At 59.7% G+C, this 23,192-nt stretch carries 26 protein-coding genes; 16 read left to right on the forward strand and 10 right to left on the reverse strand.

Annotated elements, in window-relative coordinates:
- Positions 1 to 101 precede the first annotated feature (101 nt).
- Complete coding sequence (locus ACCC96_RS27670; protein ID WP_019648228.1) at positions 102 to 620, reverse strand: ankyrin repeat domain-containing protein; 519 nt, start codon at positions 618 to 620, stop codon at positions 102 to 104.
- Between the two features lie 111 nt (positions 621 to 731).
- Entirely contained in the window at positions 732 to 2,570 is a 1,839-nt protein-coding gene (locus ACCC96_RS27675) for a long-chain-acyl-CoA synthetase (RefSeq protein ID WP_413697470.1), read from the reverse strand.
- Between the two features lie 343 nt (positions 2,571 to 2,913).
- Here ACCC96_RS27675 and ACCC96_RS27680 point away from each other — a divergent pair, with 343 nt between their 5' ends.
- Positions 2,914 to 3,192 carry a DUF3509 domain-containing protein gene (locus ACCC96_RS27680; RefSeq protein ID WP_018925205.1) on the forward strand — a complete coding sequence of 93 codons (279 nt, stop codon included), beginning with the start codon at positions 2,914 to 2,916 and terminating at the stop codon, positions 3,190 to 3,192.
- A gap of 75 nt (positions 3,193 to 3,267) precedes the next feature.
- Here the strand turns inward: ACCC96_RS27680 and mtnC are convergent, their stop codons facing one another.
- Genes mtnC through aroC form a run of 5 tightly spaced genes read right to left on the reverse strand, consistent with a single transcriptional unit; the run spans position 3,268 to position 7,416 of the window.
- The gene (gene mtnC / locus ACCC96_RS27685; protein WP_413697471.1) at positions 3,268 to 3,951 is read right to left on the reverse strand and encodes an acireductone synthase; all 684 of its coding nucleotides are present in this window, start codon (positions 3,949 to 3,951) and stop codon (positions 3,268 to 3,270) included.
- Between the two features lie 4 nt (positions 3,952 to 3,955).
- Positions 3,956 to 4,501: a 1,2-dihydroxy-3-keto-5-methylthiopentene dioxygenase gene (locus tag ACCC96_RS27690; protein ID WP_019648225.1), complete on the reverse strand. Its 546-nt coding sequence runs from the start codon at positions 4,499 to 4,501 to the stop codon at positions 3,956 to 3,958.
- Positions 4,502 to 4,521: 20 nt separating this feature from the next.
- Positions 4,522 to 5,148 (reverse strand): methylthioribulose 1-phosphate dehydratase, encoded by a 627-nt coding sequence (locus ACCC96_RS27695; protein WP_413697472.1) that lies wholly within the window; start codon positions 5,146 to 5,148, stop codon positions 4,522 to 4,524.
- Entirely contained in the window at positions 5,145 to 6,296 is a 1,152-nt protein-coding gene (locus ACCC96_RS27700; RefSeq protein ID WP_413697473.1) for an MFS transporter, read from the reverse strand. Before ACCC96_RS27700 ends, ACCC96_RS27695 begins: the two co-directional genes overlap by 4 nt.
- Positions 6,297 to 6,324: 28 nt before the next feature.
- Positions 6,325 to 7,416 (reverse strand): chorismate synthase, encoded by a 1,092-nt coding sequence (gene aroC, locus ACCC96_RS27705; protein WP_019648222.1) that lies wholly within the window; start codon positions 7,414 to 7,416, stop codon positions 6,325 to 6,327.
- An 85-nt stretch (positions 7,417 to 7,501) separates the two neighbouring features.
- On the opposite strand from aroC, the gene ACCC96_RS27710 reads away from it, so the two are divergent.
- Together ACCC96_RS27710 and ACCC96_RS27715 are read left to right on the forward strand one after the other, a co-directional pair.
- Positions 7,502 to 8,500, forward strand: coding sequence for an alpha/beta hydrolase (locus ACCC96_RS27710; protein ID WP_019579707.1), 999 nt, complete (start codon positions 7,502 to 7,504; stop codon positions 8,498 to 8,500).
- 87 nt (positions 8,501 to 8,587) lie between these two features.
- A complete protein-coding gene (locus ACCC96_RS27715; protein ID WP_019579706.1) occupies positions 8,588 to 9,379 on the forward strand; it encodes a hypothetical protein in 792 nt (263 codons plus the stop codon).
- 109 nt (positions 9,380 to 9,488) lie between these two features.
- Here ACCC96_RS27715 and prmB read toward each other — a convergent pair whose 3' ends face one another.
- Entirely contained in the window at positions 9,489 to 10,397 is a 909-nt protein-coding gene (gene prmB, locus ACCC96_RS27720) for a 50S ribosomal protein L3 N(5)-glutamine methyltransferase (RefSeq protein WP_007940816.1), read from the reverse strand.
- Positions 10,398 to 10,635: 238 nt separating this feature from the next.
- Here prmB and ACCC96_RS27725 point away from each other — a divergent pair, with 238 nt between their 5' ends.
- The 5 genes from ACCC96_RS27725 (at position 10,636) to ACCC96_RS27745 (ending at position 13,419) form a co-directional block, all read left to right on the forward strand.
- Positions 10,636 to 11,226 (forward strand): cysteine hydrolase family protein, encoded by a 591-nt coding sequence (locus ACCC96_RS27725; protein ID WP_007940817.1) that lies wholly within the window; start codon positions 10,636 to 10,638, stop codon positions 11,224 to 11,226.
- Between the two features lie 131 nt (positions 11,227 to 11,357).
- Positions 11,358 to 11,678: a hypothetical protein gene (locus tag ACCC96_RS27730; protein WP_018925195.1), complete on the forward strand. Its 321-nt coding sequence runs from the start codon at positions 11,358 to 11,360 to the stop codon at positions 11,676 to 11,678.
- Positions 11,679 to 11,765: 87 nt separating this feature from the next.
- Positions 11,766 to 12,323 (forward strand): Smr/MutS family protein, encoded by a 558-nt coding sequence (locus ACCC96_RS27735; RefSeq protein ID WP_008005647.1) that lies wholly within the window; start codon positions 11,766 to 11,768, stop codon positions 12,321 to 12,323.
- A 77-nt stretch (positions 12,324 to 12,400) separates the two neighbouring features.
- Positions 12,401 to 12,946 carry a GTP cyclohydrolase I FolE gene (folE, locus tag ACCC96_RS27740; RefSeq protein ID WP_007988130.1) on the forward strand — a complete coding sequence of 182 codons (546 nt, stop codon included), beginning with the start codon at positions 12,401 to 12,403 and terminating at the stop codon, positions 12,944 to 12,946.
- A 101-nt stretch (positions 12,947 to 13,047) separates the two neighbouring features.
- On the forward strand, positions 13,048 to 13,419 hold the full coding sequence (locus ACCC96_RS27745) for a glutathione S-transferase N-terminal domain-containing protein (RefSeq protein ID WP_413697474.1): 372 nt from the start codon (positions 13,048 to 13,050) through the stop codon (positions 13,417 to 13,419).
- Between the two features lie 100 nt (positions 13,420 to 13,519).
- Here ACCC96_RS27745 and ACCC96_RS27750 read toward each other — a convergent pair whose 3' ends face one another.
- Positions 13,520 to 14,686, reverse strand: coding sequence for a PLP-dependent aminotransferase family protein (locus ACCC96_RS27750; RefSeq protein WP_413697475.1), 1,167 nt, complete (start codon positions 14,684 to 14,686; stop codon positions 13,520 to 13,522).
- 82 nt (positions 14,687 to 14,768) lie between these two features.
- On the opposite strand from ACCC96_RS27750, the gene ACCC96_RS27755 reads away from it, so the two are divergent.
- The 3 genes from ACCC96_RS27755 to ACCC96_RS27765 all read left to right on the forward strand — a co-directional run bounded on the left by ACCC96_RS27755 (position 14,769) and on the right by ACCC96_RS27765 (position 17,634).
- Positions 14,769 to 15,224 carry a MarR family winged helix-turn-helix transcriptional regulator gene (locus ACCC96_RS27755; RefSeq protein ID WP_413697476.1) on the forward strand — a complete coding sequence of 152 codons (456 nt, stop codon included), beginning with the start codon at positions 14,769 to 14,771 and terminating at the stop codon, positions 15,222 to 15,224.
- 361 nt (positions 15,225 to 15,585) lie between these two features.
- Entirely contained in the window at positions 15,586 to 16,935 is a 1,350-nt protein-coding gene (locus ACCC96_RS27760) for an NCS2 family permease (RefSeq protein ID WP_007940825.1), read from the forward strand.
- 72 nt (positions 16,936 to 17,007) lie between these two features.
- On the forward strand, positions 17,008 to 17,634 hold the full coding sequence (locus ACCC96_RS27765) for a LysE family translocator (protein ID WP_019579700.1): 627 nt from the start codon (positions 17,008 to 17,010) through the stop codon (positions 17,632 to 17,634).
- Positions 17,635 to 17,800: 166 nt separating this feature from the next.
- Here ACCC96_RS27765 and uraH read toward each other — a convergent pair whose 3' ends face one another.
- The gene (uraH, locus tag ACCC96_RS27770) at positions 17,801 to 18,154 is read right to left on the reverse strand and encodes a hydroxyisourate hydrolase (protein ID WP_019648215.1); all 354 of its coding nucleotides are present in this window, start codon (positions 18,152 to 18,154) and stop codon (positions 17,801 to 17,803) included.
- Positions 18,155 to 18,589: 435 nt separating this feature from the next.
- Here uraH and puuE point away from each other — a divergent pair, with 435 nt between their 5' ends.
- The 5 genes from puuE (at position 18,590) to ACCC96_RS27795 (ending at position 23,118) form a co-directional block, all read left to right on the forward strand.
- Positions 18,590 to 19,516, forward strand: a complete 927-nt coding sequence (gene puuE, locus ACCC96_RS27775) for an allantoinase PuuE (RefSeq protein WP_413697477.1) — start codon at positions 18,590 to 18,592, stop codon at positions 19,514 to 19,516.
- Positions 19,513 to 20,028 (forward strand): 2-oxo-4-hydroxy-4-carboxy-5-ureidoimidazoline decarboxylase, encoded by a 516-nt coding sequence (gene uraD, locus ACCC96_RS27780; RefSeq protein ID WP_413697478.1) that lies wholly within the window; start codon positions 19,513 to 19,515, stop codon positions 20,026 to 20,028. Before puuE ends, uraD begins: the two co-directional genes overlap by 4 nt.
- A gap of 88 nt (positions 20,029 to 20,116) precedes the next feature.
- On the forward strand, positions 20,117 to 21,112 hold the full coding sequence (gene alc / locus ACCC96_RS27785; RefSeq protein ID WP_007940834.1) for an allantoicase: 996 nt from the start codon (positions 20,117 to 20,119) through the stop codon (positions 21,110 to 21,112).
- A gap of 149 nt (positions 21,113 to 21,261) precedes the next feature.
- A complete protein-coding gene (locus ACCC96_RS27790; protein ID WP_018925187.1) occupies positions 21,262 to 21,765 on the forward strand; it encodes an ureidoglycolate lyase in 504 nt (167 codons plus the stop codon).
- Between the two features lie 51 nt (positions 21,766 to 21,816).
- Positions 21,817 to 23,118 (forward strand): urate hydroxylase PuuD, encoded by a 1,302-nt coding sequence (locus tag ACCC96_RS27795; RefSeq protein WP_413697479.1) that lies wholly within the window; start codon positions 21,817 to 21,819, stop codon positions 23,116 to 23,118.
- The last annotated feature ends 74 nt before the right edge of the window (positions 23,119 to 23,192 follow it).

Genomic DNA, 23,192 nt, shown 5'->3' on the forward strand with positions numbered 1-23,192 from the left:
TTTTTCTTTTATACAAATTGGGGGCGGGTGGGGGGCCCAACGGGGGCAAGCCCCCTCGCCACAGAGCTCCCTCGCCACAGAGCCTCGCGACACCACAGAGGTCAGGCCAGGAGTTTTTGCAGCTGAGCCGTGGTATCCGCCGCTCCCATGGTCTTGGCCGCGTCCAGCGCAGATACCCCATTGGCGTCCTTGGCTTTCGGATCGGCGCCTTTGCTGATCAGGTAGTCGATGATTTCGACACGGTTGAACATCGCCGCCATCATCAGCGCAGTGCGGCCGTCAAAGGACGAACCTTCCACTTCAGCGCCACCCTCGACCAACGCCTTGACCACTGCCAGATCACCCTTGAATGCCGCGCCGGCAATCGGGCTCTGGCCGTTGTCGTTGCGAATCTCGGGATCGGCCTTGTGTTCGAGCAGGACTTTTACGGTGTCGACATGGCCGTGGTACGCGGCGAGCATCAGTAAAGTGTCGCCCTTGTGGTTGCGCAGGTTCGGCGGCAGGCCCTTGGTCAGCAGCGCAGCCATCATGGCCGCATCGCCCTCGCGCGCTTTGTTGAACACCTGTTCGGCAAATTCAGCAGCCTCTTCGGGGGTCATCTGGCGGCTTTTGTCTGACATTGGGGACTCCACATTCGGTCAATCGGAAAGCCGATAGTTTCCCGAGCAGCCCGGAACCTGTCACTTGTTTTTTCTCATGGAGGACCATAGCCAGATTCAATAACGACACGTTCAATAGCGGTACTTGCCTCCGTAAATATCCGCCAGCACCTGCTCGGTGACTCGCACGTAGGTTTCGGTGCCCGGCAGCCAGGCATAAATCGGGTCATCGCCGGTTTTGCTCGGATCGAAGGCTTCGTCCTTGAGCCGGGTCTTCTGGTACTTGAAGGTCCCGGTGGTTTCCATTTTCACTTTCACCCGCAGGAACAGTGGCACCGCATAGGCCGGCATTTGTTGCCTGGCGAACGCCAGCAACTCACTGAAATCCAGGGTCGCCAGGGATTCGGCCGGTGTAATGGCCGCCATTCCCGCCCGCCCGTTGGTGTTGTGGATTTCCACGCCATAGGCCACGGCTTCGGCGATGTGCGGGTGTTGCAACAGGATGTTTTCGACCTCGGTGGTGGAAACGTTTTCGCCCTTCCAGCGATAGGTGTCGCCCAGGCGATCGACAAACTGCGCGTGACCGAAACCGATGTTGCGCAGCAGGTCACCAGTATTGAAGTAACGGTCGCCCTTCACGAACACATCGTGGAGCACCACTTTTGCGGTCTTCTGCGGATCGGTGTAGCCGTCCAGCGGCGCCTTGTCGTCGATCCTCGCCAACAATAGCCCCTGCTCACCCTTGGCCACTTTGCGCATGAAACCCTTGGCATCCCGCGTGGGGGCACCGCTGTCGTGGTCGTACGCCACCAGCTCCCAGGACATCAGGGAAAAGCCAATGGTGTTGTCGAAGTTGAGGATGTTGGTGAAGCCGATATTGCCGTCGCTGGCGGCGTACAGCTCGCAGATATGGTCGACGGCAAACCGCGTCTTGAACTCGCTCCACGCGCCGGGGCGCAGACCATTGCCGATCATCTTCGTCACGTTGTGCCGACTGTCGTCGACGCTGCGCGGTTGATCCACCAGGTAGCGACACAACTCGCCGACATACCCGAGGGTGGTCGCCCGGTATTTGCGCACGTCGCTCCAGAACTGGCTGGCGCTGAACTTGCGGCGGATGGCAAACCCCGACGCCCCGCTGATCGCCGACCCCCAGCACACGCAGAGCCCGGTGGCGTGGTACAGCGGCAAGGTGCAATAGAGGACGTCCTGCGGCTGCATGTCCAGGGCGATCAGCCCGAAGCTGGCGGAGCTGCGCATCCAGCGGCCGTGTTTGAACACCCCGGCCTTGGGCAACCCGGTAGTGCCCGAGGTGTAGATATAGAAACAAGGGTCGTCGAAAAAAACCTGCCGGCTGCTGACGGGATTGTCACTGGGCGCGTCGCAGCTGGCCGCCATCAGGTTAATGAAACCATCGGGCGTTTTGCCCGGATCACGGTCAGTGTCTTGATCGGCGACAAACCAGGTGCGCGCCACATCGATGGCCACCCGCTCGCGGACCGCATTGAAGGCCGGAACCAGCTCTTCTCCAACCACAATCCCTACAGGCGCCACCAGATTCAGGCTATGAACCAGGGTGTCGCGGGTCTGGGAAGTATTAAGCAAGGCGCTGATCGCACCGACCTTGGCCACCGCCAATATCGTCACCAGCAGTTCCACACGGTTCTCGATAAACACCGCGACCACATCGCCCTTGCCGATGCCTTGGGCAATCAGGTGATGGGCGATGCGATTGGCCCACTGATTGGCCTGTGCATAAGTGAGTATCACGTCGCCCTGCAGCAATGCCGGGCCATCGGGATTGCGCAACGTCGCCTGCTCGAAACTCCAGCCGAGACCACACGGTTGGGTCGGGTCCTTGACGTTGGCGACTTTCATGCCCTTCACCACGCGAGGGATGGCTTTGGCAATGGAAGGCAGCTTGCGGAGCATCATGCCCCAGGTAATCGTGTCGTGCAGCGTGCGGCTCATGGTTGCTCCCGTTCGATCTTTTTATTGTCGGGTGGCGTTGATTGAGGCCGAAAATACGTCAGGGCTTCTTGAGCTGTACACGCGGTTTTTGCAATGTTTTGTATCCACGGCCGAAGCCTTCGCAAAGCGGAACGCCGGCGTTGGGATTGGTTCCGTCCAGTTGTCGACGATCTCGCAAAATGCAGGATGCACGATGGCCATTCATGCAAATTGCACGAAAGCCAAAAAATCATAAAAATATAACTTACTGATTTATATGAAATTTTAAAAATATAGGTGCTGGCACAATCACTGCAACTACCCCTCCATGTTGCCCTTCAAGCACAAAATGGAGCTGATAGACATGAGCCTGATCCAGGAAAAATTTTCGTCGCTGTTCTCCAACTTCGAAGTGACCACCCAGCCCCGGCCGGATGGCGGCATTCTGCTGACCCTGCGCAGCCACGACGGTAAAGTCTTCAAACGTTCGATTTCCTACCAGCAATTGCATGCCGGCGATCAGCTGTCATGGGTCATCAGCGCGATTCGCCGTGACGTCGCCGAACAGGCCAGTGAACTGCCGCAGATTTCCATGCTGCAAAGCCAGCAACGGTTCGCGCTGCCGACCTATCACTCGGCGTAACCCGTAACAGCGCTATAAACGATCAGGCCGTGAGAGCTTTCGCTTCACGGCCTGAGTTGTTTCTACGGCTGATGCTTAAAAGGCAGAAGGATTGATCCCGGCAAAACTGTCCACCGTCACATGCCCTGCCAATTCCCCGCCCTCGCGGGCCAGGCCACAGGTTGCCATGCCGGCCGTGTGCGCCGCGTCCAGTTCCTGAACGATGTCGGACAGAAACAGAATCTGCGAAGCCTCGACACCAATCGCCTGGGTAATGCGCTGGTAGGACTGCGCTTCGCGCTTGGGCCCTGAAGTGGTGTCGAAATAGCCACTGAACAGTGGCGACAGATCCCCCGCCTCCGAACAACCGAAAATCAGTTTTTGCGCCTGAATCGAACCCGAGGAATAAACAAACAGTTGATAGCCTTCCTGATGCCAGCGCTTCAGCGCTTCAACGGCGTCCGGGTAAACATGGCCCTTCAACTGTCCGGCCTGATACCCCTGCTCCCAGACCATGCCTTGCAACGCCTTGAGCGGCGTGGCCTTGCGGTCTTCGGCGATCCAGCCCAAGAGGATTTCGATAACCCGCTCGACGTCGGCTTGTGGTTCACCGCTGTCACGACGAACGGCGGCAAGCTGTTCGGCGACGTCAGCACGTTCGGCATTTTCGCGAACGAAGTCCGGCAGGTGTTTAGCCGCGTACGGAAACAACACGTCGAACACAAAACTCACCGCGCTGGTGGTGCCTTCGATGTCGGTGAGAATCGCTTTGATCGGCATCGGTTCAGTCCTCAAGACACGGGAAGTGGCTGGCGATGTCATCGCCGGTGAAGTTGGCCACCCAGCCTTCGGGGTTGTTGAACAGGCGGATTGCGACGAAATGCGGGTTTTCACCCATGTCGAACCAGTGCTTTGTGCCGGCTGGCACCGAGATCAGGTCGTTCTTCTCGCAGAGCACGGCGTACACGTAATCGTCGATGTGCAGGGTGAACAAGCCACGGCCAGCGACGAAAAATCGCACTTCGTCTTCGCCATGACGGTGTTCATCGAGGAACTTGGCACGCAACTCGGCTTTTTGCGGGTGATCGCTGTTCAGGCTGACCACGTCGACGGTGACGTAACCGCGCTCGGTCATCAGCTTGTCGATTTGCTCCTGGTACGCGGCGATCACTTCTTCCTGGCTAGCGCCAGGCTGGATTTTCGCTGCGGCTTGCCAACGGTCGAAACGCACGCCCTGCTCGGCCAGGGTCGAGGCGATGTCTTCAAAGTGGGTCAGCACCTTGTTCGGAATGTCAGGGCTTGAGACGTGGTAAACGGACAGGCTGCTCATCAGGGCAACTCCTTAACAGTTCATGCATTACGGTTAAAGAGCGAGCGCGTCTTCAACTCGCACTCGAACAAAAATTCAAAAGCCTCGATCTGCCGCAGTGCGTCGCTCATGCGCGCGCCCCACGTGTAGAGGCCATGACCGCGAATCAGGTAACCGACGCAATCAGGGTGGGCGTCGAGCCAAGGCTGCACCTTGGCGGCCAGCCGCGCAATGTCCTGGTCGTTGTCGAAAATCGGCACGCGAACGCGGGACTCGTGAGTCGACACGCCGCTGAAGGCTTTTTGCAGTTCGTAGTCTTCGAACTCGATGAAATCTTCCGGCGTCAGGCGCGACAGCACCGTGGCGTTCACCGAATGGGTGTGCAGCACCGCGCCGATCTCCGGACGCCAGCTATAGAGCTGGGTGTGCAACAGGGTTTCGGCGGACGGCTTCTTGCCTGGCTCCAGGCTGTTGCCTGACAAGTCGGTGGCCAGCACATCATCCGGACCCAGTTGGCCCTTGTGCTTGCCGGACACGGTCAGCAAGGCTTCGGTCGGCGACAGGCGGGTCGAATAATTGCTGCTGGTGGCCGGCGACCAGCCACGGCCATACAGAAAGCGCCCGGCGTCGATGATTTCCTGGGCGAGGTGTTCACGGCTAAGGCTCATGGCCTGTCCTCTTGCATACGTGTGGCAATGATAACGGCAGCGGCAAAGGCTGCGAGACTGGCAATACTAAAGGTCAATGTGGCGCCGAGGGCATTCCAGCTGTAGCCGGAATACAACGCGCCCAGTGCACCGCCGGTGCCGGCCAGCGCGGCATACAACGCCTGGCCCTGCCCTTGCTGGCGCGCGCCGAAGCTACGTTGCACGAACTGGATGGCAGCGGCGTGAAAGCTGCCGAAGGTGGCGGCGTGCAGCACCTGGGCGAACAGCAACACCCAAAGGAACTCGGCAAACGAGCCGAGCAACAACCAACGCAAAGCCGCCAGCAGGAAACTCGCCAGCAGCACCCGGCGTACCGAGAAGCGCGCGAGAATCTTGCTCATGAACAGAAACATCATGACTTCGGCGACCACGCCGACCGCCCAGAGCATGCCGATCAGCCCGCGACTGTAACCGAGTCGCTCAAGGTGCAAGGTCAGAAAGGTGTAATACGGCCCGTGACTCATCTGCATCAGCGCCACGCACGCGTAAAACGCCAACACCCCGGGGCTGCGCAATTGCTGGAGGAATCCCTCCCCCGTCAACCGTTCACCCTGAACCGGTTGCGCGTTGGGCACCCACAAGCTGCTGACGACGATCCCGGCCATGATCAGCACCAGTGCCACCGGGTAAATGTCGAGGCTGAGCCATTCGAACAATCGGCCCAGCGCCACCACGGTGATGATGAAACCGATGGAACCCCACAGGCGAATCTGACTGTAGCGCGAGGTCTGCCCCCGCAAATGAGCCAGGGTGATGACCTCGAACTGCGGCAATACCGCGTGCCAGAAGAACGCGTGCAAGGCCATGACCATCGCCAGCCACGCGTAGCTTTTGCTGACGAAAATCAGTGAGAAGGTCAGCAAGGTGCAGGCGGCGCCGAAACGCACGATGGCCAGCCGTCGCCCGGTGTAGTCACCGAGCCAGCCCCAGATATTCGGCGCCACGCAGCGCATCAGCATCGGGATCGCCACCAGTTCGCCAATGCGCGCGGCGCTGAAGCCCAGATGATCGAAGTACAGCGCCAGAAACGGCGCTGTCGAACCGAGCAAGGCGAAATAGAACAGGTAGAAGCTGGAAAGCCGCCAGTACGGGAGCGCCGCCACCGTCATCAGACTGCAGCGGCCTTCAGATCAGCCATTAAAGCTGCCCCAACACCGGAGTGCTCACGCGCACATCGGCGTTCTGCCCGCGGTGACGCAGCAAGTGGTCCATCAGCACGATGGCCATCATCGCTTCGGCGATTGGCGTGGCGCGGATGCCGACGCACGGGTCGTGACGGCCCTTGGTGACGACCTCCACCGGGTTGCCATGGATATCGATGGAACGGCCCGGCGTGGTGATGCTCGATGTAGGCTTGAGCGCCAGGTGCGCAACGATCGGCTGACCCGACGAAATGCCACCGAGAATGCCGCCGGAGTTGTTGCTGAGGAAACCTTCCGGGGTCATTTCATCGCGGTGTTCAGTGCCACGCTGGGCGATGCTGGCAAAACCGGCACCGATTTCCACGCCCTTGACCGCGTTGATGCTCATCAGCGCATGGGCCAGTTCGGCGTCGAGGCGGTCGAAGATCGGCTCGCCGAGGCCCGGCATCACGCCTTCGGCGACCACGGTGATCTTCGCGCCGACCGAATCCTGGTCGCGACGCAACTGGTCCATATAGGCTTCCAGCTCCGGCACTTTGTCCGGGTCGGGGCTGAAGAAAGCGTTCTCTTCCACCGAATCCCAGGTCTTGAACGGGATTTCGATCGGGCCGAGCTGGCTCATGTAGCCACGAATGACGATGCCCTGGGTGGCCAGGTATTTCTTGGCAATCGCGCCGGCGGCTACGCGCATGGCGGTTTCACGGGCCGAACTGCGACCGCCGCCGCGGTAATCGCGCTCACCGTATTTGTGGTGGTAGGTGTAGTCGGCGTGGGCCGGACGGAACAGATCCTTGATCGCCGAGTAGTCCTTGGACTTCTGGTCGGTGTTGCGGATCAACAGGCCGATGGCGCAACCGGTGGTGCGGCCTTCGAACACGCCGGAAAGGATCTCGACTTCGTCGGCTTCCTGGCGCTGGGTGGTGTGGCGGCTGGTGCCGGGCTTGCGGCGGTCCAGGTCGCGCTGCAGGTCCTCAAGGGAGATCTCCAGGCCCGGCGGGCAGCCATCGACAATGGCGACCAACGCCGGACCATGGCTTTCGCCCGCGGTGGTGACAGTGAACAGCTTGCCGTAGGTATTGCCGGACATGCAGGACGCTCCGTGAAATCGAACCTAAAATACGTAATGCGCGCCAGTATACGCAGGCTACCCAAGTAGTTCATCCTCGAACCTTATGGGTGCCTGCGAGTCCAACCGGCACCTTGTTGATGATGGCGTGATGATGCTGCGAGTTCTAGCCTTGAGCCTTACCCTGTTTACCGGTTTTGTACAGGCTTCAGTCCTGCAACGCCCGATCACCCTGGACACCGGCAGTGGCGAGCTTTTCGGCTCGCTGTTGCTGCCCAAGTCCGACACGCCGGTACCGGTTGTCCTGATCATTTCCGGCTCCGGTCCCACGGATCGTGACGGAAACAACCCCGACGGCGGGCGCAACGACAGCCTCAAACGGCTGGCCTGGGTGCTGGCCAAACACAACATCGCCAGTGTGCGTTACGACAAACGCGGCGTGGCGGCGAGCCTTGCGGCAACGCCGGATGAACGCAATCTGTCGGTGGAAGCCTATGTGGCCGATGCCGTGGCCTGGGGGCAGAAGCTCAAGGCCGACCCGCGCCTGGGCAAACTGATTTTGCTGGGCCACAGCGAAGGTGCGTTGATTGCAAGCCTGGCGGCGCCAAGTGTCGACGCCGCGGCGGTGATTTCCCTGTCCGGCAGCGCCCGGCCGATCGATCAAGTGCTGCGCCAGCAGTTGAGCAATCGCCTGCCGCCAGCCTTGATGCTGCGCAGCAATGAACTGCTCGACAGCCTCAAGGCCGGCCACACTGACGACAACGTGCCGCCGCAGTTGCAGGTGATTTTCCGCCCCAGCGTGCAGCCGTACCTGATTTCGCTGTTCCGCCAGGACCCGGCGGCAGCCTTCGCCAAACTGAAGATGCCGGCACTGATCATTCAGGGCAGCAACGACATCCAGGTCGGCGTGGGTGACGCCAGGGCGCTCAAAGCCGCCAAACCGGACGCCGAACTGGCACTGATCGAAGGCATGAACCACGTCATGCGCATCGTGCCCAACGACGTGAAGCGGCAATTGGCCTCCTATAAAGATCCGCAATTGCCCCTGGCGGCGGAACTCGGCGCACGAATCCTCGGATTTATTGACGGACTTCGCCCCAGTTAAGCTCCAGTCCTGAAAAAAACGGCCGATAAGCCTTTGTCGCCAGCGCTATGACTGGCGGCAACAGGGCTTGGACAGGATCTCGCCGTTATGACTGATACCCAGACTTCACCCGACTCCACCGCTGAAAAAGACACACCGCCAGCGGTCGAGCTGCCGTGGGCGGACGTCCACGTCGAGCACCACAAAATGCTCCGCCTGGCGCCGTTGCAAACCGACCGTAACACCGGAGGCCGACCGCTGCGCTTTGTCGAATTCGGTTACGCCGAACGCAACAGCAAGGAGCACAGCCTGCTGCGCATGGCCATCAAGCTGCCAGGCCAACGGGTACGCAAAGAACAGAATCATCTGGATGTGTGGGTCGATCACGCCGCCAAACGCGTGCATTTCGCTCCGGAAAGCGGCTTGCAGATAGAGCCGATGAACCGTGGCATCGGGCGCTATATGGCGGCTCAAGGCATTACTTGGGCGAAGAAACGATGGCCCGCCTACACCGTCGACGGCACTGACTTGAACAACAAGGACGCGTTGAACGAAGACACGCGCCTGCGCCGCGACCACTTTCTGCGGGTGCACGGTTTTGACGTGGCCTACGCCGATGCCCAGCATTTGAAGGGCAGCGTCAAAGAGGTGCAGATCGGTGATTTGCTGGGCGACTGGAACAGCGAAAAGCTGCAACAGGTGGAAATCCTCGAAGCCGCGCAGATGCTCCAGCAAGCCGAGCAGAACCTGGCGGAACAGGAAGTCAAACTGAAGAAACACGAAGAAAAGGTCAGCAAGTACAAGCGTGAAGACGCTGGACTGCGTTTTACCATTACCTGTCTGGTGGCGTTTGCGGTGTTTCAGGCGGGGTTGTTGATCTGGATTGCCACGCACCGGTAAACCGGCGTTAGTCGCAAGAAAAGATCGCAGCCTTCGGCAGCTCCTACATTGGTTCGGTATACACCTGTAGGAGCTGCCGAAGGCTGCGATCTTTTGCTTTTATAAGGGGTCAGACGCGAGAAGCGAACAGCGCCTGATGATCGCGGCACTGCTCCGCTGTCAGCATGAACACCCCATGCCCACCGCGCTCGAACTCCAGCCAGGCGAAATCGACTTCCGGGTACAACGCCTCGACGTGAACCTGGCTGTTACCCACCTCGACGATCAACAAACCTTTCTCGGTCAGATGATCCGCCGCTTCGGCGAGCATGCGGCGTACCAGGTTCAAACCGTCGTCGCCACAGGCCAGGCCCAGCTCGGGTTCGTGTTGATATTCGTCCGGCATGTCGGCGAAATCTTCTGCATCGACGTAAGGCGGGTTCGACACGATCAGGTCGAAACGTTGCCCCGGCAAACCATCGAAACCATCGCCCTGAACGGTGAATACACGCTCGTCGACACCGTGGCGCTCGATGTTCTGGTTAGCCACTTCCAATGCTTCGAACGACAGGTCAGCCAAAACCACTTCGGCGTTCTGGAACTCATAGGCACAGGCAATACCGATGCAACCGGAACCGGTGCACAAGTCGAGAATGCGCGCAGGTTCGGCGCCCAGCCACGGCTCGAAACGCTTTTCGATCAGCTCACCAATCGGTGAACGCGGGATCAGTACGCGTTCGTCGACAATGAACGACAAGCCGCAGAACCAGGCTTCGCCCAGCAGGTAAGCGGTCGGAATGCGTTCTTCGATGCGACGCTTGAGCAAACTTTGCAGATGGGCCAGTTCGTCGTCTTCCAGACGGCAGTCCAGATAGCTGTCGGCGATTTCCCACGGCAAGTGCAGCGCACCCAATACCAGTTGACGGGCTTCGTCCCAGGCGTTGTCGGTCCCATGGCCGAAAAACAGATCCTCCCCATGGAAGCGGCTGACGGCCCAACGGATATGGTCACGCAGGGTACGAAGTCGGGAAGTGGTCACGGGATAAACTCCAGAAAAAACGACTGGCGATTCTAACAGCCAAACGGCGCCGCGACGACGCAGGAAAAACACCGTATCAGATGTAGGACTCTTCTATTTTTTCAGCGAGCTATTGAACAGAACGAGTATCTTGACAAGGCTGCGAGCCAGCAACGGCGGTGCCTGCGATGGTAGCGATTCACAGAAGCGCTCAGCCAGAGGAGAATGTCGCAAAAGCCCCACTCGAAGGAGCCCCAGAATGTCCGTTCCAAAAACGATGTTTCAACTCAGCGGCCGTGGTTACGCAGCGGCCAATCTGGGTCATGCGACCCTAGTCATCATTGATGCCCAGAAAGAATACCTCAGTGGTCCGCTGGCCCTGAGCGGCATGGATGCTGCCGTCGCGAACATCAAACACCTGCTGGCCGCTGCCCGTGCAGCCGGTCGGCCAATCGTGCATGTGCGTCACCTCGGCACCGTCGGTGGGCTGTTCGATCCCCAGGGCGAACGCGGTGAGTTCATCCCGGGCCTGGAGCCACAGGGCGACGAAACCGTCATCGGCAAATTGCTGCCAAGCGCGTTTCACGGCACCGAACTGTACGATCGCCTGCAACAACTGGGCTCGCTCGACCTGATCGTTTGCGGTTTCATGAGTCACTCCAGCGTCAGCACCACCGTGCGTGCGGCGAAGAACCTGGGCTTTCGCTGCACTCTGGTGGAAGACGCCTGCGCGACGCGGGATTTGCCTTGCAAGGGCGGGATCCTCAGCGCCGAACACGTTCAGCAGACCGAAATGGCGATCATGGCGGACAACTTCGCCACCCTCGCCCTGACCCGCGATCTGATCTGATCGACCGTCGATGAGCGGCCCAAACCGCCGCTCATCCGCAAAAGCCTCTCATTTGCCGTAATTGCCCTAGCCTCAGGAACATCCCGGTCAACTCCCGGTCGAAGGGCCGATACCCATTGAGGAAGGTCGGAATGAAGTTATCCGATGGTTTTGATGCACGCCGCTTGCGGCCCAAGGGCCAACGCAACTGGCGATTTCGCTTCGGCGCAGCGTTCGCTGCCCTGCTGGCGATGTGCGGCGTATTGCTGGCGATGGCCGGCGCGGCCAGCCTGCTGGGGCGGCCACCGGCGTTGGGCGAGTTGAATGCCAGCCCGCTGGGCTCGTCGATCATTCTGGCGGTGGGCGTGTTCGTGCTGTACCTCGGCGTGTCGCTATGGCGCCGCTGCCGTCGCCGTTCGCGACAGTCGCGAGAGCTGAACATAGCCCCGCACCTGATGAAAAAACACGACTGAATCAAAGGCCCGGCGTTTTGACGGGCCTCAATTGTTATGGATAGCGCTCCGACTTGGGTAAACTGCCCCCCCTTCGCGGAGGCTGACATGCAAGACGACGATTTTTCCCTGTTCAAAAGCGCGATCCAAGGCGTCAAGCCGATCAAGCACGATCGCGCCGAAACCGGCAAACCCAAGGCCGACCGCGCGCAAATCGCCAAGCTGCGCCAGGCCGCCACTGTGCGCACCGATGCGACCACCGTTGACGGGCTGTCCGATCAGTTTGTGATTGATGTCGGCCCGGAAGACGAGCTGATGTGGGCGCGTGACGGTGTTCAGGAAAGCCAGATGCGCAAGCTCAAGATCGGACAGATTCCGTTCGAAGGCAGCCTTGACCTGCATGGCATGAACGTGGAAAAGGCCCGTGAAACCCTCTGGGCGTTTCTGGCCGAAGCAACTAAATTCGAAATCCGCTGCGTGCGCGTCACCCACGGCAAAGCCGTGCGTCTGGACGGCAAGCGGCCGATGATCAAGAGTCACGTCAACACTTGGCTGCGTCAGCATCCACAGGTGCTCGGCTTCACCTCGTGCCAGCCGAAACACGGCGGCGCTGGAGCGGTTTACGTGATGCTTAAACGAACCATGATGGAAGGTCGTGACGAGTAAAGCTGTCGCTTCACGCTTGCAGCGCCGTGTTTGCCACCGTACCCTTGCCCTTTGCGTAAAATCCCACAGGTAGTTTCATGTCCCTGGAACAGAATTACACCGCGATTCTCGGCCAATTGGGCGAGGACGTGTCCCGCGAGGGCCTGCTCGACACGCCAAAACGTGCCGCCAAAGCCATGCAGTACCTCTGCCGCGGTTATGAACAGACGCTGGAAGAGGTCACCAACGGTGCCTTGTTCAGCTCCGACAACAGCGAGATGGTGCTGGTCAAGGACATCGAGCTCTACTCGTTGTGCGAGCATCACCTACTGCCGTTCATCGGCAAGGCGCACGTTGCCTACATCCCGAGCGGCAAGGTACTGGGACTGTCGAAAGTCGCGCGGATCGTCGATATGTACGCCCGCCGCCTGCAGATCCAGGAAAACCTCAGCCGCCAGATCGCCGACGCGGTCCAGCAAGTCACCGGCGCCCTGGGCGTGGCGGTGGTGATCGAGGCCAAGCACATGTGCATGATGATGCGCGGTGTGGAGAAACAGAATTCGACGATGATCACCTCGGTGATGCTCGGCGAGTTCCGCGAAAACGCGGCCACTCGCAGCGAGTTTCTCAGCCTGATCAAGTAATTCGCAGCACGAAGAAAACCGGCACTGATCGCCGGTTTTTTTTCGCCTGCGAAAAATCAGGTAAGCTGCGCGCCTTCTGTTTGCCCTGAGAGACTTATACCGTGTTCGTCAAAGCGCTTCGTGTCGGCCTCGGCCAACTGATCATCCTCATCGATTTCATCACCCGCCCTGGCAAGAAGCAGCGCCCCGCCGCCGCTCAGGCCCAGGTCGAAGCGGCCGCCAAGGACCTGACCCTGTATCAGTTCCACGCCTGCCCGTTCTGCGTGAAAACCCGCCGCACCCTGCGTCGCCTGAACGTTCCGGTGGCCTTGCGCGATGCCAAGAACAGCGAACAGGATCGCCAGGCCCTGCTGGAGCAAGGCGGCAAGATCAAGGTGCCGTGCCTGCGCATCGAAGAGAATGGCCAGACCACCTGGATGTATGAGTCCAAGGTGATCATTGATTATCTGGATAAGCGGTTTGCTGCAGTCTGACGCTTCTGTGGCGCCGGTATAAACACCGCAAAACCCGAACAAAAATAAACCGGTCCAATGACCGGTTTATTCATTTCTACACCCTCCTCCACCAACAGCCTCAGGCCGCTTCTGCCGCCTGGGCCTGACGCACCACCGCTGCCAATCGCTTGAGCCCTTCGTCCAGCCGTGCCGGATCAATGTGGCTGAAATTCAGCCGCAGGTGGCCGGGGTTGTTATCCGGCTCAGGGAAAAACGGTTCGCCCGGCATGAACGCCACATCTGCTGCCAGCGCCGCTTTGAGCAGCGTGCGGGTATCCAGCGGCTGCTTGAGCGTCAGCCAGAAAAACAGCCCACCCTGCGGCACGTTCCAATCCGCCAGATCGGAAAAATGCCTTTCAAGTGCCGACTGGAAAGCATCCCGACGAACCCGGTAGAAGTCCCGCAACTCGCTCAGGTGCTGCTGGTATTTTTCAGTGCCGATCCATTGCAGCGCTTGCCACTGCCCAATGCGGTTGGTGTGCAGATCGGCCGATTGCTTGAGCCGCAGCAAATGCGGGAACAGGTCCGGACTGGCAATCAAGTAACCGACCCGCAGGCCCGGCAGCAGGGTTTTCGACACGGTGCCGGTGTAGATCCAGCTGGCCTTGGTCAAGCGGCTGACGATCGGCGTGGCACTGCCGCCGTCGAAGGTCAGTTCGCGATAGGGTTCGTCTTCGATCAGGGTCACGCCGAACTCGTCGAGTAACGCCGCCACCGCATCGCGCTTGGCTTCGCTGTAACGCACCGCCGACGGATTCTGAAACGTCGGGATCAGGTAGATGAACGCTGGCTTGTGTTGTTCCAGACGGCTGCGCAGTTGCGCCAGGTTCGGGCCATCGGCCTCCAGCGGGACGGTGATGCAGTCGGCGCCAAACAGCTGGAAAATCTGCAACGCCGCCAGGTAGGTCGGCGCCTCGAGCAGAATTTCGGTGCCTTTGTCGATGTGGAGCTTGGCCGCCAGATCGAGGGTTTGTTGCGAACCGCTGACCACCAGCACCTGACTCGCCTCGCACGGCACGCCCAACGCCCGGGCTTCGGCCGCCAACGCTTCACGCAGTGCCGGCTCGCCTTCGCTCATCCCGTATTGGCCCATGGACAGCGGCATGTCCGCCCACTCGACTTTCGGCAGCATGGCTTCGGCCGGCAAACCGCCGGCGAACGACATCACTTCCGGGCGCTGGGCGGCGGCAAGGATTTCACGGATCAAAGAACTTTTAAGGCGCGAGACACGTTCGGAAAAAGCCATGGGGGTCACCGGTAGCGAGGCCTGAGGAAAATGAGTCAAACTGATTGACCGAAATTACGACAGACCGAGCGGATACGTCAACATGCTTGACCTTAAAAACCCCACCACCCAGCAACAAGCCATGGAAGCGTTCTTCTTCGGCTATCAGGCCTTCACCGCCAAGGCTGATGAAATGCTCGAGCGTCGCGGCTTGAGCCGGGTGCATCAGCGCATCGTGTTTTTCATCGCGCGTTATCCGAACCTGAGCGTCAAGGAGTTGCTGGCGTTGCTCGGCGTGACCAAGCAGGCGCTGAACATTCCGCTGCGGCAGTTGGTGGAAATGCACTTGGTGAACAGCGCCGCGTCCGAGACCGACAAGCGTAAGCGGCTGCTGGAACTGACCGTGGAAGGCGCGCGGTTCGAGCAGTCGTTGCGGCGCGAGCAGGTGAAATTGCTCGAGCGGGTGTTTGCCGAGGCTGGGGAGACGGCGGTGAATGGCTGGTTGGCGGTGAATCTGGCGTTGGGGGAAGTAACCAGAGTTGATCGGGACGACACCTGACTGTGGCGAGGGAGCTCCCTCCCGTTCGGCTGCGCAGCAGTCGCAAAGAACGATAACGCCGGTATGCCTGAAAAATTGCCACCGCCTGAGTCGGGCCGCTGCGCGCCCCAGCGGGAGCAAGCTCCCTCGCCACAAAAAGCTCGCTACACATCACATTTCATATCTATATACCCCGCCTGTCATTTTTTTCGTCTACAAAATCAAAAACATTATTTGCTTTATTTGTATACAAAAGCATAATTCGCCTCGTGCGAGTTCCTGACCATCAGGTCAACAAATTCGCAAGTACCTCAAAGGGTCGCTGCCACCCTCATGGGTCCGGCCCTGGAAATAACAATAAAACTCTTGAGGAGTACTCGCTGTGGAAAGCCGCAAATCCGAAGCCTCGACGCTGGAACTCTCGCCGCCATTACGCAATGGCTGGCTGGAGCGCATCTTCAAACTCAGCTTGCACGGCACCACGGTGAAGACCGAGCTGATCGCCGGTCTGACAACCTTCATCACCATGGCCTACATCATCTTCGTCAACCCCAACATCATGGCCGACGCCGGGATCGATCACGGTGCCGCGTTCGTGGCCACCTGCATCGCCGCCGCGCTGGGTTGCCTGTTGATGGGCCTGTACGCCAACTGGCCGGTGGGCCTGGCGCCAGGCATGGGCCTGAACGCATTTTTCACCTACACCGTGGTCGGCACCATGGGCTACAACTGGGAAACCGCCCTCGGCGCGGTGTTCGTGTCCGGTGTGTTGTTCATGTTCCTGACCTTTTCCCGGATTCGCGAATGGCTGCTCAATAGCATTCCGGTAAGCCTGCGCTTTGCCATGGGCGCTGGTGTGGGCCTGTTTCTGGGGCTGATCGGTTTGAAAACCGCGGGCATCGTCGTCGATAGCCCGGCCACCCTGATCAAGCTCGGTTCCCTGCGCGAGCCTGGTCCGCTGCTGGCTGCCATCTGCTTCCTGATGATCGCCGTGCTCAGCTACCACAAAGTGTTCGGCGCGATTCTCATCAGCATCATCACCGTGACCCTCGCCGGCTGGGGCCTGGGCCTGGTGCACTACGAGGGCATCATGTCGGCCCCGCCGAGCCTGGCACCGACCTGGATGGCCATGAACGTCGCCGGCGTGTTCAACGTCAGTATGATCAGCGTGGTGCTGGCCTTCCTCTTCGTGCACATGTTCGACACCGCCGGCACCTTGATGGGCGTCGCCCAGCGCGCCAACCTGGTGAACGCTGACGGCCGGATCGAAAACCTGTCCCGTGCCATGAAAGCCGACAGTGCCTCCAGTGTTTTCGGGGCGGTGGTGGGTGTTCCGCCGGTCACCAGTTACGTGGAAAGTGCCGCTGGCGTAGCGGCGGGTGGTCGGACTGGTCTTACCGCCGTGACCGTAGGTGTGCTATTTATTGCCGCAATGTTTTTCGCACCGCTGGCTGGCATGATCCCCGCTTATGCAACCGCCGGTGCGCTGATTTATGTAGCGATGCTGATGATGGGCGGCATGGCGCACATCGAATGGGACGAAGCGACCGATAGCATTCCGGCGATCGTCACCGCGATCATGATGCCGCTGACCTTCTCGGTCGCCGACGGCATCGCGCTGGGCTTCATCACTTACGTGGCACTGAAGGCCGGCACCGGTAAGTACAAGGAAATATCCGTCAGCCTGTGGGTGCTCTGCGCGATCTTCATCGCCAAGTTCATCTTCTTGTAAGCGTCACGCGGTACGCGTTTCAAACCAGCCTCACCCCGTCGGGTGGGGCTTTTGTGCATAGGGAGGAAAGTGATGAGTCTGGAAACCTGGCTGCTGTTCAGCGGCGCTGCGCTGGTGGTGATCCTGATACCGGGGCCACTGTCTTTGCTGATGATCAGCAACAGTCTGAATTACGGTTTGCGCCGTTCTTACCCGGCGTTTCTCGGTGGCGTGTTTGCCTCGATCTGCTTGCTCAGCGCTTCGGCGCTCGGCCTGGGTGCATTGCTGCTGGCGTCGGAACAGCTGTTCAGCGCCCTGAAAATCGTCGGTGCGCTGTATCTGTTCTACCTCGCCTGGCAGAGCTGGCAGCAATCACGCCAGCCCTCCCAGGGCGCCGAAGTGCCCCAGGCTGCGCCGGTGCCGCGCTTTCGTGCACTGTTCGGGCGCGCGTTCATGCTCGGCGCCAGCAACCCGAAAGACATTTTGTTCTTTGCCGCGTTCCTGCCGCAGTTTTTGAGTGCCGAACAACCGTTCCTGCCGCAGTTGCTGGTGATGATTGCCACCTGGACCGTGCTGGATCTGCTGTGCAAGCTGGCTTATGGGCTGGGGGCTCATGGTGCTGCGCGGTATCTGCGCAGTGGCAAGGGGCAGAGCTGGTTTAACCGGGTGAGTGCGGGGTTGTTCAGCGGGGCTGGTGCGGCGTCATTGTTGAGCCGTTGAGTAAAAGCAAGATCAAAGGATCGCAGCCTTCGGCAGCTCCTACGCGCCTGTGGGCGCCGCCGAAGGCTGCGATCCTTTGACTTTTCTACAAGCAAAAAAAAGCCCGCAGTGTGAGCGGGCAAAAGACCAAAGAAGCTATATGCGCAGGATTTTTGGGGGGAAAGTCCTAGCTTCCTCTATAGGTCGAATAGCTATACGGCGAAATCAGCAACGGCACATGGTAGTGATCCTGTTCGGCAGAGATGCCGAACCGCAGCACCACTACGTCGAGGAACGCAGGCTCAGGCAGCTGAACGCCACGGGCGCGGTAGTAATCGCCCGCATGAAATTGCAGCTGATAGACCCCGGTGCGGTAGTCATCGCCTTGCAGCAACGGCGCATCGACCCGGCCGTCGCTGTTGGTGAGCACCGTGGCGACCAGTTCCAGCTGCGAGCTTTCGACGCGGTACAGCTCGACCTTGATCGAACTGCCCGGGCAACCGTGTGCAGCGTCCAAAACGTGTGTAGTCAAACGTCCCATTGATTCTGCGCGCCTGCCTGCGTGGAGCAGTCAGACCTCGCGCCTCCCGAAGTCAGTTGAAAAGGAGACCGCACCGTTCCGGAGCACGAAAAGTTGCGGCGAGCGACTGATTAAGACATTTTTCAAAAAAATTGTACACAATAAAAACGACATTTTTACTGCCACCAACGGCATTCATGGTTTGCAGGCGAATCTTGCGCCGAACCATAAGATCAGTGGACCTTCTATCCATTAGCTGACCAGTCAGGCAGGTTTCTTGCAGTACCCTCCAATGAGAGCCGTCAGTGAAAAATGCAAAAAATCAGGCTTACAAAGTGAATATAAAGTTGTATACAATCACTCCATCGCTGTGACGCCAGCCTGCCCTCTCATCGCCAGGCCGCCACACACACCCTGACTTTGAACAAGTCGACACGAACAAGAAGGAAGACTGCAGTGAGCGCTGACTACCCACGCGACCTGATCGGTTACGGCAGTAACCCTCCTCACCCACACTGGCCGGGCAATGCCCGCATCGCCCTGTCCTTCGTACTCAACTACGAGGAAGGTGGCGAGCGCAATATCCTTCACGGCGATAAAGAGTCCGAAGCCTTCCTCTCGGAAATGGTCTCGGCGCAGCCGCTGCAGGGCGAGCGCAACATGAGCATGGAATCCCTTTACGAGTATGGCAGCCGTACCGGCGTCTGGCGGATTCTGAAACTGTTCAAGGAATTCGACATCCCGCTGACCATCTTCGCCGTGGCCATGGCCGCCCAGCGTCACCCGGATGTGATCCGCGCGATGGTCGAGGCCGGCCATGAGATCTGCAGCCACGGCTATCGCTGGATCGACTACCAGTACATGGACGAAGCGCAGGAACGCGAGCACATGCTCGAAGCGATCCGCATCCTCACCGAAATCACCGGCGAGCGCCCGCTGGGCTGGTACACCGGCCGCACCGGCCCGAACACCCGCCGGCTGGTGATGGAGGAAGGCGGTTTCCTCTACGACTGCGACACCTACGACGACGACCTGCCCTACTGGGAACCGAACAACCCGACCGGCAAGCCACACCTGGTGATTCCGTACACCCTGGACACCAACGACATGCGCTTCACCCAGGTTCAGGGTTTCAACAAGGGCGACGACTTTTTCGAATACCTGAAGGACGCCTTCGACGTGCTGTATGCCGAAGGCGCCGAGGCACCGAAAATGTTGTCGATCGGCCTGCACTGCCGGCTGATCGGCCGCCCGGCGCGCCTGGCCTCGCTCAAACGCTTTATCGAATACGCTAAAAGTCATGAACAGGTGTGGTTCAGCCGCCGCGTCGACATCGCGCGCCACTGGCAGCAAACCCATCCGTACCAAGGGGCTGCCAAATGAGCCACTTCCAGACACTGAAGCCATCGACCCTGAGCCGCGACGCGTTTGTCGAAGCCTTTGCCGACATCTACGAACACTCGCCATGGGTGGCCGAGAAGGCCTTCGACCTGGGCCAGGACGCTTCGATCAACCAGATCGAAACCCTGCACCAGCGCATGAGCGACATCCTGTTAAGCGCCGATCACGCCAGCCAACTGGCCCTGATCAACGCGCACCCGGACCTGGCCGGCAAAGCTGCCGTCCAGGGCCAACTGACCGAAGCCAGCACCCATGAACAAGCTGGCGCCGGTATTCACCAATGCACGGCCGAAGAGTTTCAGCGCTTCACCGAGCTGAACGACGCCTACAAGGCCAAGTTCAAGTTTCCCTTCATCATGGCGGTAAAAGGCAGCAACCGGCATCAGATCCTCGCGGCGTTCGAAACGCGCATTCACAACCCGGTCGACACCGAATTCAAATGCGCGCTGGCGGAGATCAACAAGATCGCGTTGTTCCGATTACTGACCCTATAGCAAGCCTGGCCCGACGTTGACGAACGCAAAAAACGCCCCGGGCCCTGCAAGCATCCCAAGCCAACTTATTTAAAGGCAGACAAGAAGAATGAAAGCTTACGCCGTACCTTTCGAGAAGTTCGTCAACCTGGCCGACGCCCGTCTGGGCACCAAAATCATCTCGGTCACCGATGACTGGTTCGCAGACGCCAACCGTCTGTTCCAGCCGACCCCGGCCGTGTGGAAGGAGGGTGTGTTCGATGACAACGGCAAGTGGATGGACGGCTGGGAGTCGCGCCGCAAGCGCTTCGAAGGCTACGACAGCGCGGTGATCCGCCTGGGCGTACCGGGTTCGATCAAAGGCGTGGACATCGACACTTCATTCTTCACCGGCAACTACCCGCCATCGGCCTCCCTGGAAGCCTGCTTCCTGGCCTCGGGCGAGCCGGACGAAAACACCCAGTGGACTGAAGTACTGTCGGCCGTCGAGCTGCAGGGCAACAGCCACCACTACCACGAAATCAATAACGACCAGGCGTTCAGCCACCTGCGCTTCAACATCTATCCGGATGGTGGCGTGGCCCGTCTGCGCGTGTACGGCATCCCGTTCCGCGACTGGTCGGCCGTTGGCGACAACGAACAAGTCGACCTGGCTGCAGCCCTGAACGGCGGTCGCGCCCTCGCCTGCTCCGACGAACACTTCGGCCGCATGAGCAACATCCTCAACCCGGGCCGTGGCATCAACATGGGCGATGGCTGGGAAACCGCACGTCGTCGTACCCCGGGCAATGACTGGGTGATCGTCGCGCTGGGCCATGCGGGTGAAGTCGAGAAAGTCATCGTCGACACCCTGCACTTCAAGGGCAACTACCCGGACAGCTGCTCGATCCAGGGCGCATTCGTGAAGGGCGGCACCGACAGCCAGATCGAAACCCAATCGCTGTTCTGGCGCGAACTGCTGCCAAGCCAGAAGCTGGAAATGCACGCCGAACACACCTTCGCCGAGCAGATCAAGGCGCTGGGCCCGATCACCCACATCCGCCTGAACGTGTTCCCGGATGGTGGCGTGAGCCGCCTGCGCGTATTGGGCAAGGTCGCTAAGTAAGCGCTGAACCTGTGGCGAGGGAGCTTGCTCCCGCTGGGCTGCGAAGCGGCCCCAAGAAAGATAGGAGCGCTACGCACTCCAGCGGGAGCAAGCTCCCTCGCCACAAAAGCTGAACCAAACAACACAGAATTTTGGATAAGAAGACCAGCATGCGCACATTGACGATTGAACCGCTGACCAAAGAAGCCTTCGCCCCTTTCGGTGACGTGATCGAAACCGACGGCAGCGATCACTTCATGATCAACAACGGTTCGACCATGCGCTTCCACAAACTGGCGACGGTGGAAACCGCCACGCCAGAGGACAAGGCGATCATCAGCATCTTCCGCGCCGACGCGCAGGACATGCCGCTGACCGTGCGCATGCTGGAGCGCCATCCGCTGGGCAGTCAGGCGTTCATTCCGCTGCTCGGCAACCCCTTTCTGATCGTGGTCGCGCCACTTGGCGATGCACCTGTATCAGGCTTGGTCCGCGCCTTCGTCACCAACGGCAGGCAGGGCATTAATTACCATCGCGGCGTCTGGCACCACCCGGTGCTGACGATCGAAAAGCGGGATGACTTCCTGGTGGTTGATCGCAGTGGCACAGGCAATAACTGCGATGAGCATTTTTTCCAAGAGGATGAGTGTTTGATCCTCGCCCCCCACCAATAAGAGAAGGTCTGATCACTCGACAACAAGGGTGACAGGCGAGAGGTAAAGACTGTGGAAGCACATCTGTTGGAATGGCTGAACCTGAGCGTGCGCTGGGTTCACATGATCACTGGCGTGGCCTGGATCGGCGCGTCGTTCTATTTCGTCTGGCTGGAAAACAACCTCAATCGGGTCAACCCGAAAAACGGGCTGGCGGGCGATTTATGGGCGATCCATGGCGGCGGTATCTACCACCTGGAAAAATACAAACTGGCTCCACCGACCATGCCGGACAACCTGCACTGGTTCAAATGGGAAGCCTATTTCACCTGGATGTCGGGGATCGCACTGCTGTGCGTAGTGTTCTACTCCAACCCGACGCTGTACCTGCTGGCTCCGGGCAGCACCCTGAGCGGCCCTGAAGGCGTGGCCATCGGCCTCGGCTCGTTGTTCATCAGCTGGTTCATCTACTCCTTCCTCTGCGACTCGGCCCTGGGCAAACGCCCTGCCCTGCTAGGCGCAATCCTGTTCGTGCTGATCATCGGCGCCGCCTACGGCTTCAGCAAAGTGTTCAGCGGTCGTAGTGCGTACCTGCACGTCGGCGCGATCATCGGCACCATCATGGTCGGCAACGTGTTCCGCATCATCATGCCGGCCCAGCGCGCACTGGTCGCAGCGATTGCCGAGAACCGCACGCCTGATCCGGCGCTGCCGGCCAAAGGTTTGCTGCGTTCGCGGCACAACAACTACTTCACCTTGCCGGTGCTGTTCATCATGATCAGCAACCACTTCCCGAGCACCTACGGCAGCCAGTACAACTGGCTGATCCTGGCCGGGATCGCGGTGCTGGCGGTGTTGGTGCGTCACTACTTCAACACCCGTCACGACAGCCACAAGTTTGCCTGGACCCTGCCCGTTGCGGCGGTCGGCATGATTTGCCTGGCGTACGTGACCGGCCCGGCGCCGATGTCCAGCGCACCTGAAGTGGCCAAGGCTCCTGGGACCATCGAGTACCAGCCGCTGCCGGAAACCGCCCTGGGCGGTGGTGCCAAACCTGAAGCGGCGAAACCTGATGCGCCTGCCGCTGCACCGGCCCAGGCCTCGAATCAGGGCCCGACGTTCGACAAGGTTCACAGCGTGATTCAGGAACGTTGCGCGGTCTGTCACTCGGCCAAACCCACCAGCCCGCTGTTCAGTGCCGCACCGGCCGGCGTGATGTTCGATACGCCAGAACAGATCCGCCAAAACGCTGCCCGCATCCAGGCTCAAGCGGTCACCAGCCAGATCATGCCACTGGGCAACATCACCCAGATGACCCAGCAGGAACGTGACCTGATCGGCGCGTGGATTGTTCAGGGAGCCCAAACCAAATAAGCAATACAAAAGCCTGTGACAAACGGGCTTTTGTGGCGAGGGAGCTTGCTCCCGCTGGACTGCGTAGCAGTCCC

The sequence above is a fragment of the Pseudomonas sp. Pseusp11 genome (assembly GCF_047304405.1).
Taxonomy (GTDB): Bacteria; Pseudomonadota; Gammaproteobacteria; order Pseudomonadales; family Pseudomonadaceae; genus Aquipseudomonas.

Coding starts and splice junctions, on each gene's coding strand:
- ACCC96_RS27730 (WP_018925195.1), top strand. CDS start 11,358: ATGAAGTTATCCGATGGTTTTGATGCACGCCGCTTGCGGCCCAAGGGC.
- ACCC96_RS27715 (WP_019579706.1), top strand. CDS start 8,588: ATGACTGATACCCAGACTTCACCCGACTCCACCGCTGAAAAAGACACA.
- ACCC96_RS27700 (WP_413697473.1), bottom strand. CDS start 6,296: ATGACGGTGGCGGCGCTCCCGTACTGGCGGCTTTCCAGCTTCTACCTG.
- uraH (WP_019648215.1), bottom strand. CDS start 18,154: ATGGGACGTTTGACTACACACGTTTTGGACGCTGCACACGGTTGCCCG.
- mtnC (WP_413697471.1), bottom strand. CDS start 3,951: ATGCCGATCAAAGCGATTCTCACCGACATCGAAGGCACCACCAGCGCG.
- ACCC96_RS27690 (WP_019648225.1), bottom strand. CDS start 4,501: ATGAGCAGCCTGTCCGTTTACCACGTCTCAAGCCCTGACATTCCGAAC.
- folE (WP_007988130.1), top strand. CDS start 12,401: ATGTCCCTGGAACAGAATTACACCGCGATTCTCGGCCAATTGGGCGAG.
- ACCC96_RS27750 (WP_413697475.1), bottom strand. CDS start 14,686: ATGGCTTTTTCCGAACGTGTCTCGCGCCTTAAAAGTTCTTTGATCCGT.
- ACCC96_RS27675 (WP_413697470.1), bottom strand. CDS start 2,570: ATGAGCCGCACGCTGCACGACACGATTACCTGGGGCATGATGCTCCGC.
- ACCC96_RS27725 (WP_007940817.1), top strand. CDS start 10,636: ATGTCCGTTCCAAAAACGATGTTTCAACTCAGCGGCCGTGGTTACGCA.
- alc (WP_007940834.1), top strand. CDS start 20,117: ATGAAAGCTTACGCCGTACCTTTCGAGAAGTTCGTCAACCTGGCCGAC.
- ACCC96_RS27765 (WP_019579700.1), top strand. CDS start 17,008: ATGAGTCTGGAAACCTGGCTGCTGTTCAGCGGCGCTGCGCTGGTGGTG.
- ACCC96_RS27670 (WP_019648228.1), bottom strand. CDS start 620: ATGTCAGACAAAAGCCGCCAGATGACCCCCGAAGAGGCTGCTGAATTT.
- ACCC96_RS27710 (WP_019579707.1), top strand. CDS start 7,502: ATGGGTGCCTGCGAGTCCAACCGGCACCTTGTTGATGATGGCGTGATG.
- ACCC96_RS27790 (WP_018925187.1), top strand. CDS start 21,262: ATGCGCACATTGACGATTGAACCGCTGACCAAAGAAGCCTTCGCCCCT.
- aroC (WP_019648222.1), bottom strand. CDS start 7,416: ATGTCCGGCAATACCTACGGCAAGCTGTTCACTGTCACCACCGCGGGC.
- ACCC96_RS27680 (WP_018925205.1), top strand. CDS start 2,914: ATGAGCCTGATCCAGGAAAAATTTTCGTCGCTGTTCTCCAACTTCGAA.
- ACCC96_RS27755 (WP_413697476.1), top strand. CDS start 14,769: ATGCTTGACCTTAAAAACCCCACCACCCAGCAACAAGCCATGGAAGCG.
- ACCC96_RS27735 (WP_008005647.1), top strand. CDS start 11,766: ATGCAAGACGACGATTTTTCCCTGTTCAAAAGCGCGATCCAAGGCGTC.
- ACCC96_RS27695 (WP_413697472.1), bottom strand. CDS start 5,148: ATGAGCCTTAGCCGTGAACACCTCGCCCAGGAAATCATCGACGCCGGG.
- uraD (WP_413697478.1), top strand. CDS start 19,513: ATGAGCCACTTCCAGACACTGAAGCCATCGACCCTGAGCCGCGACGCG.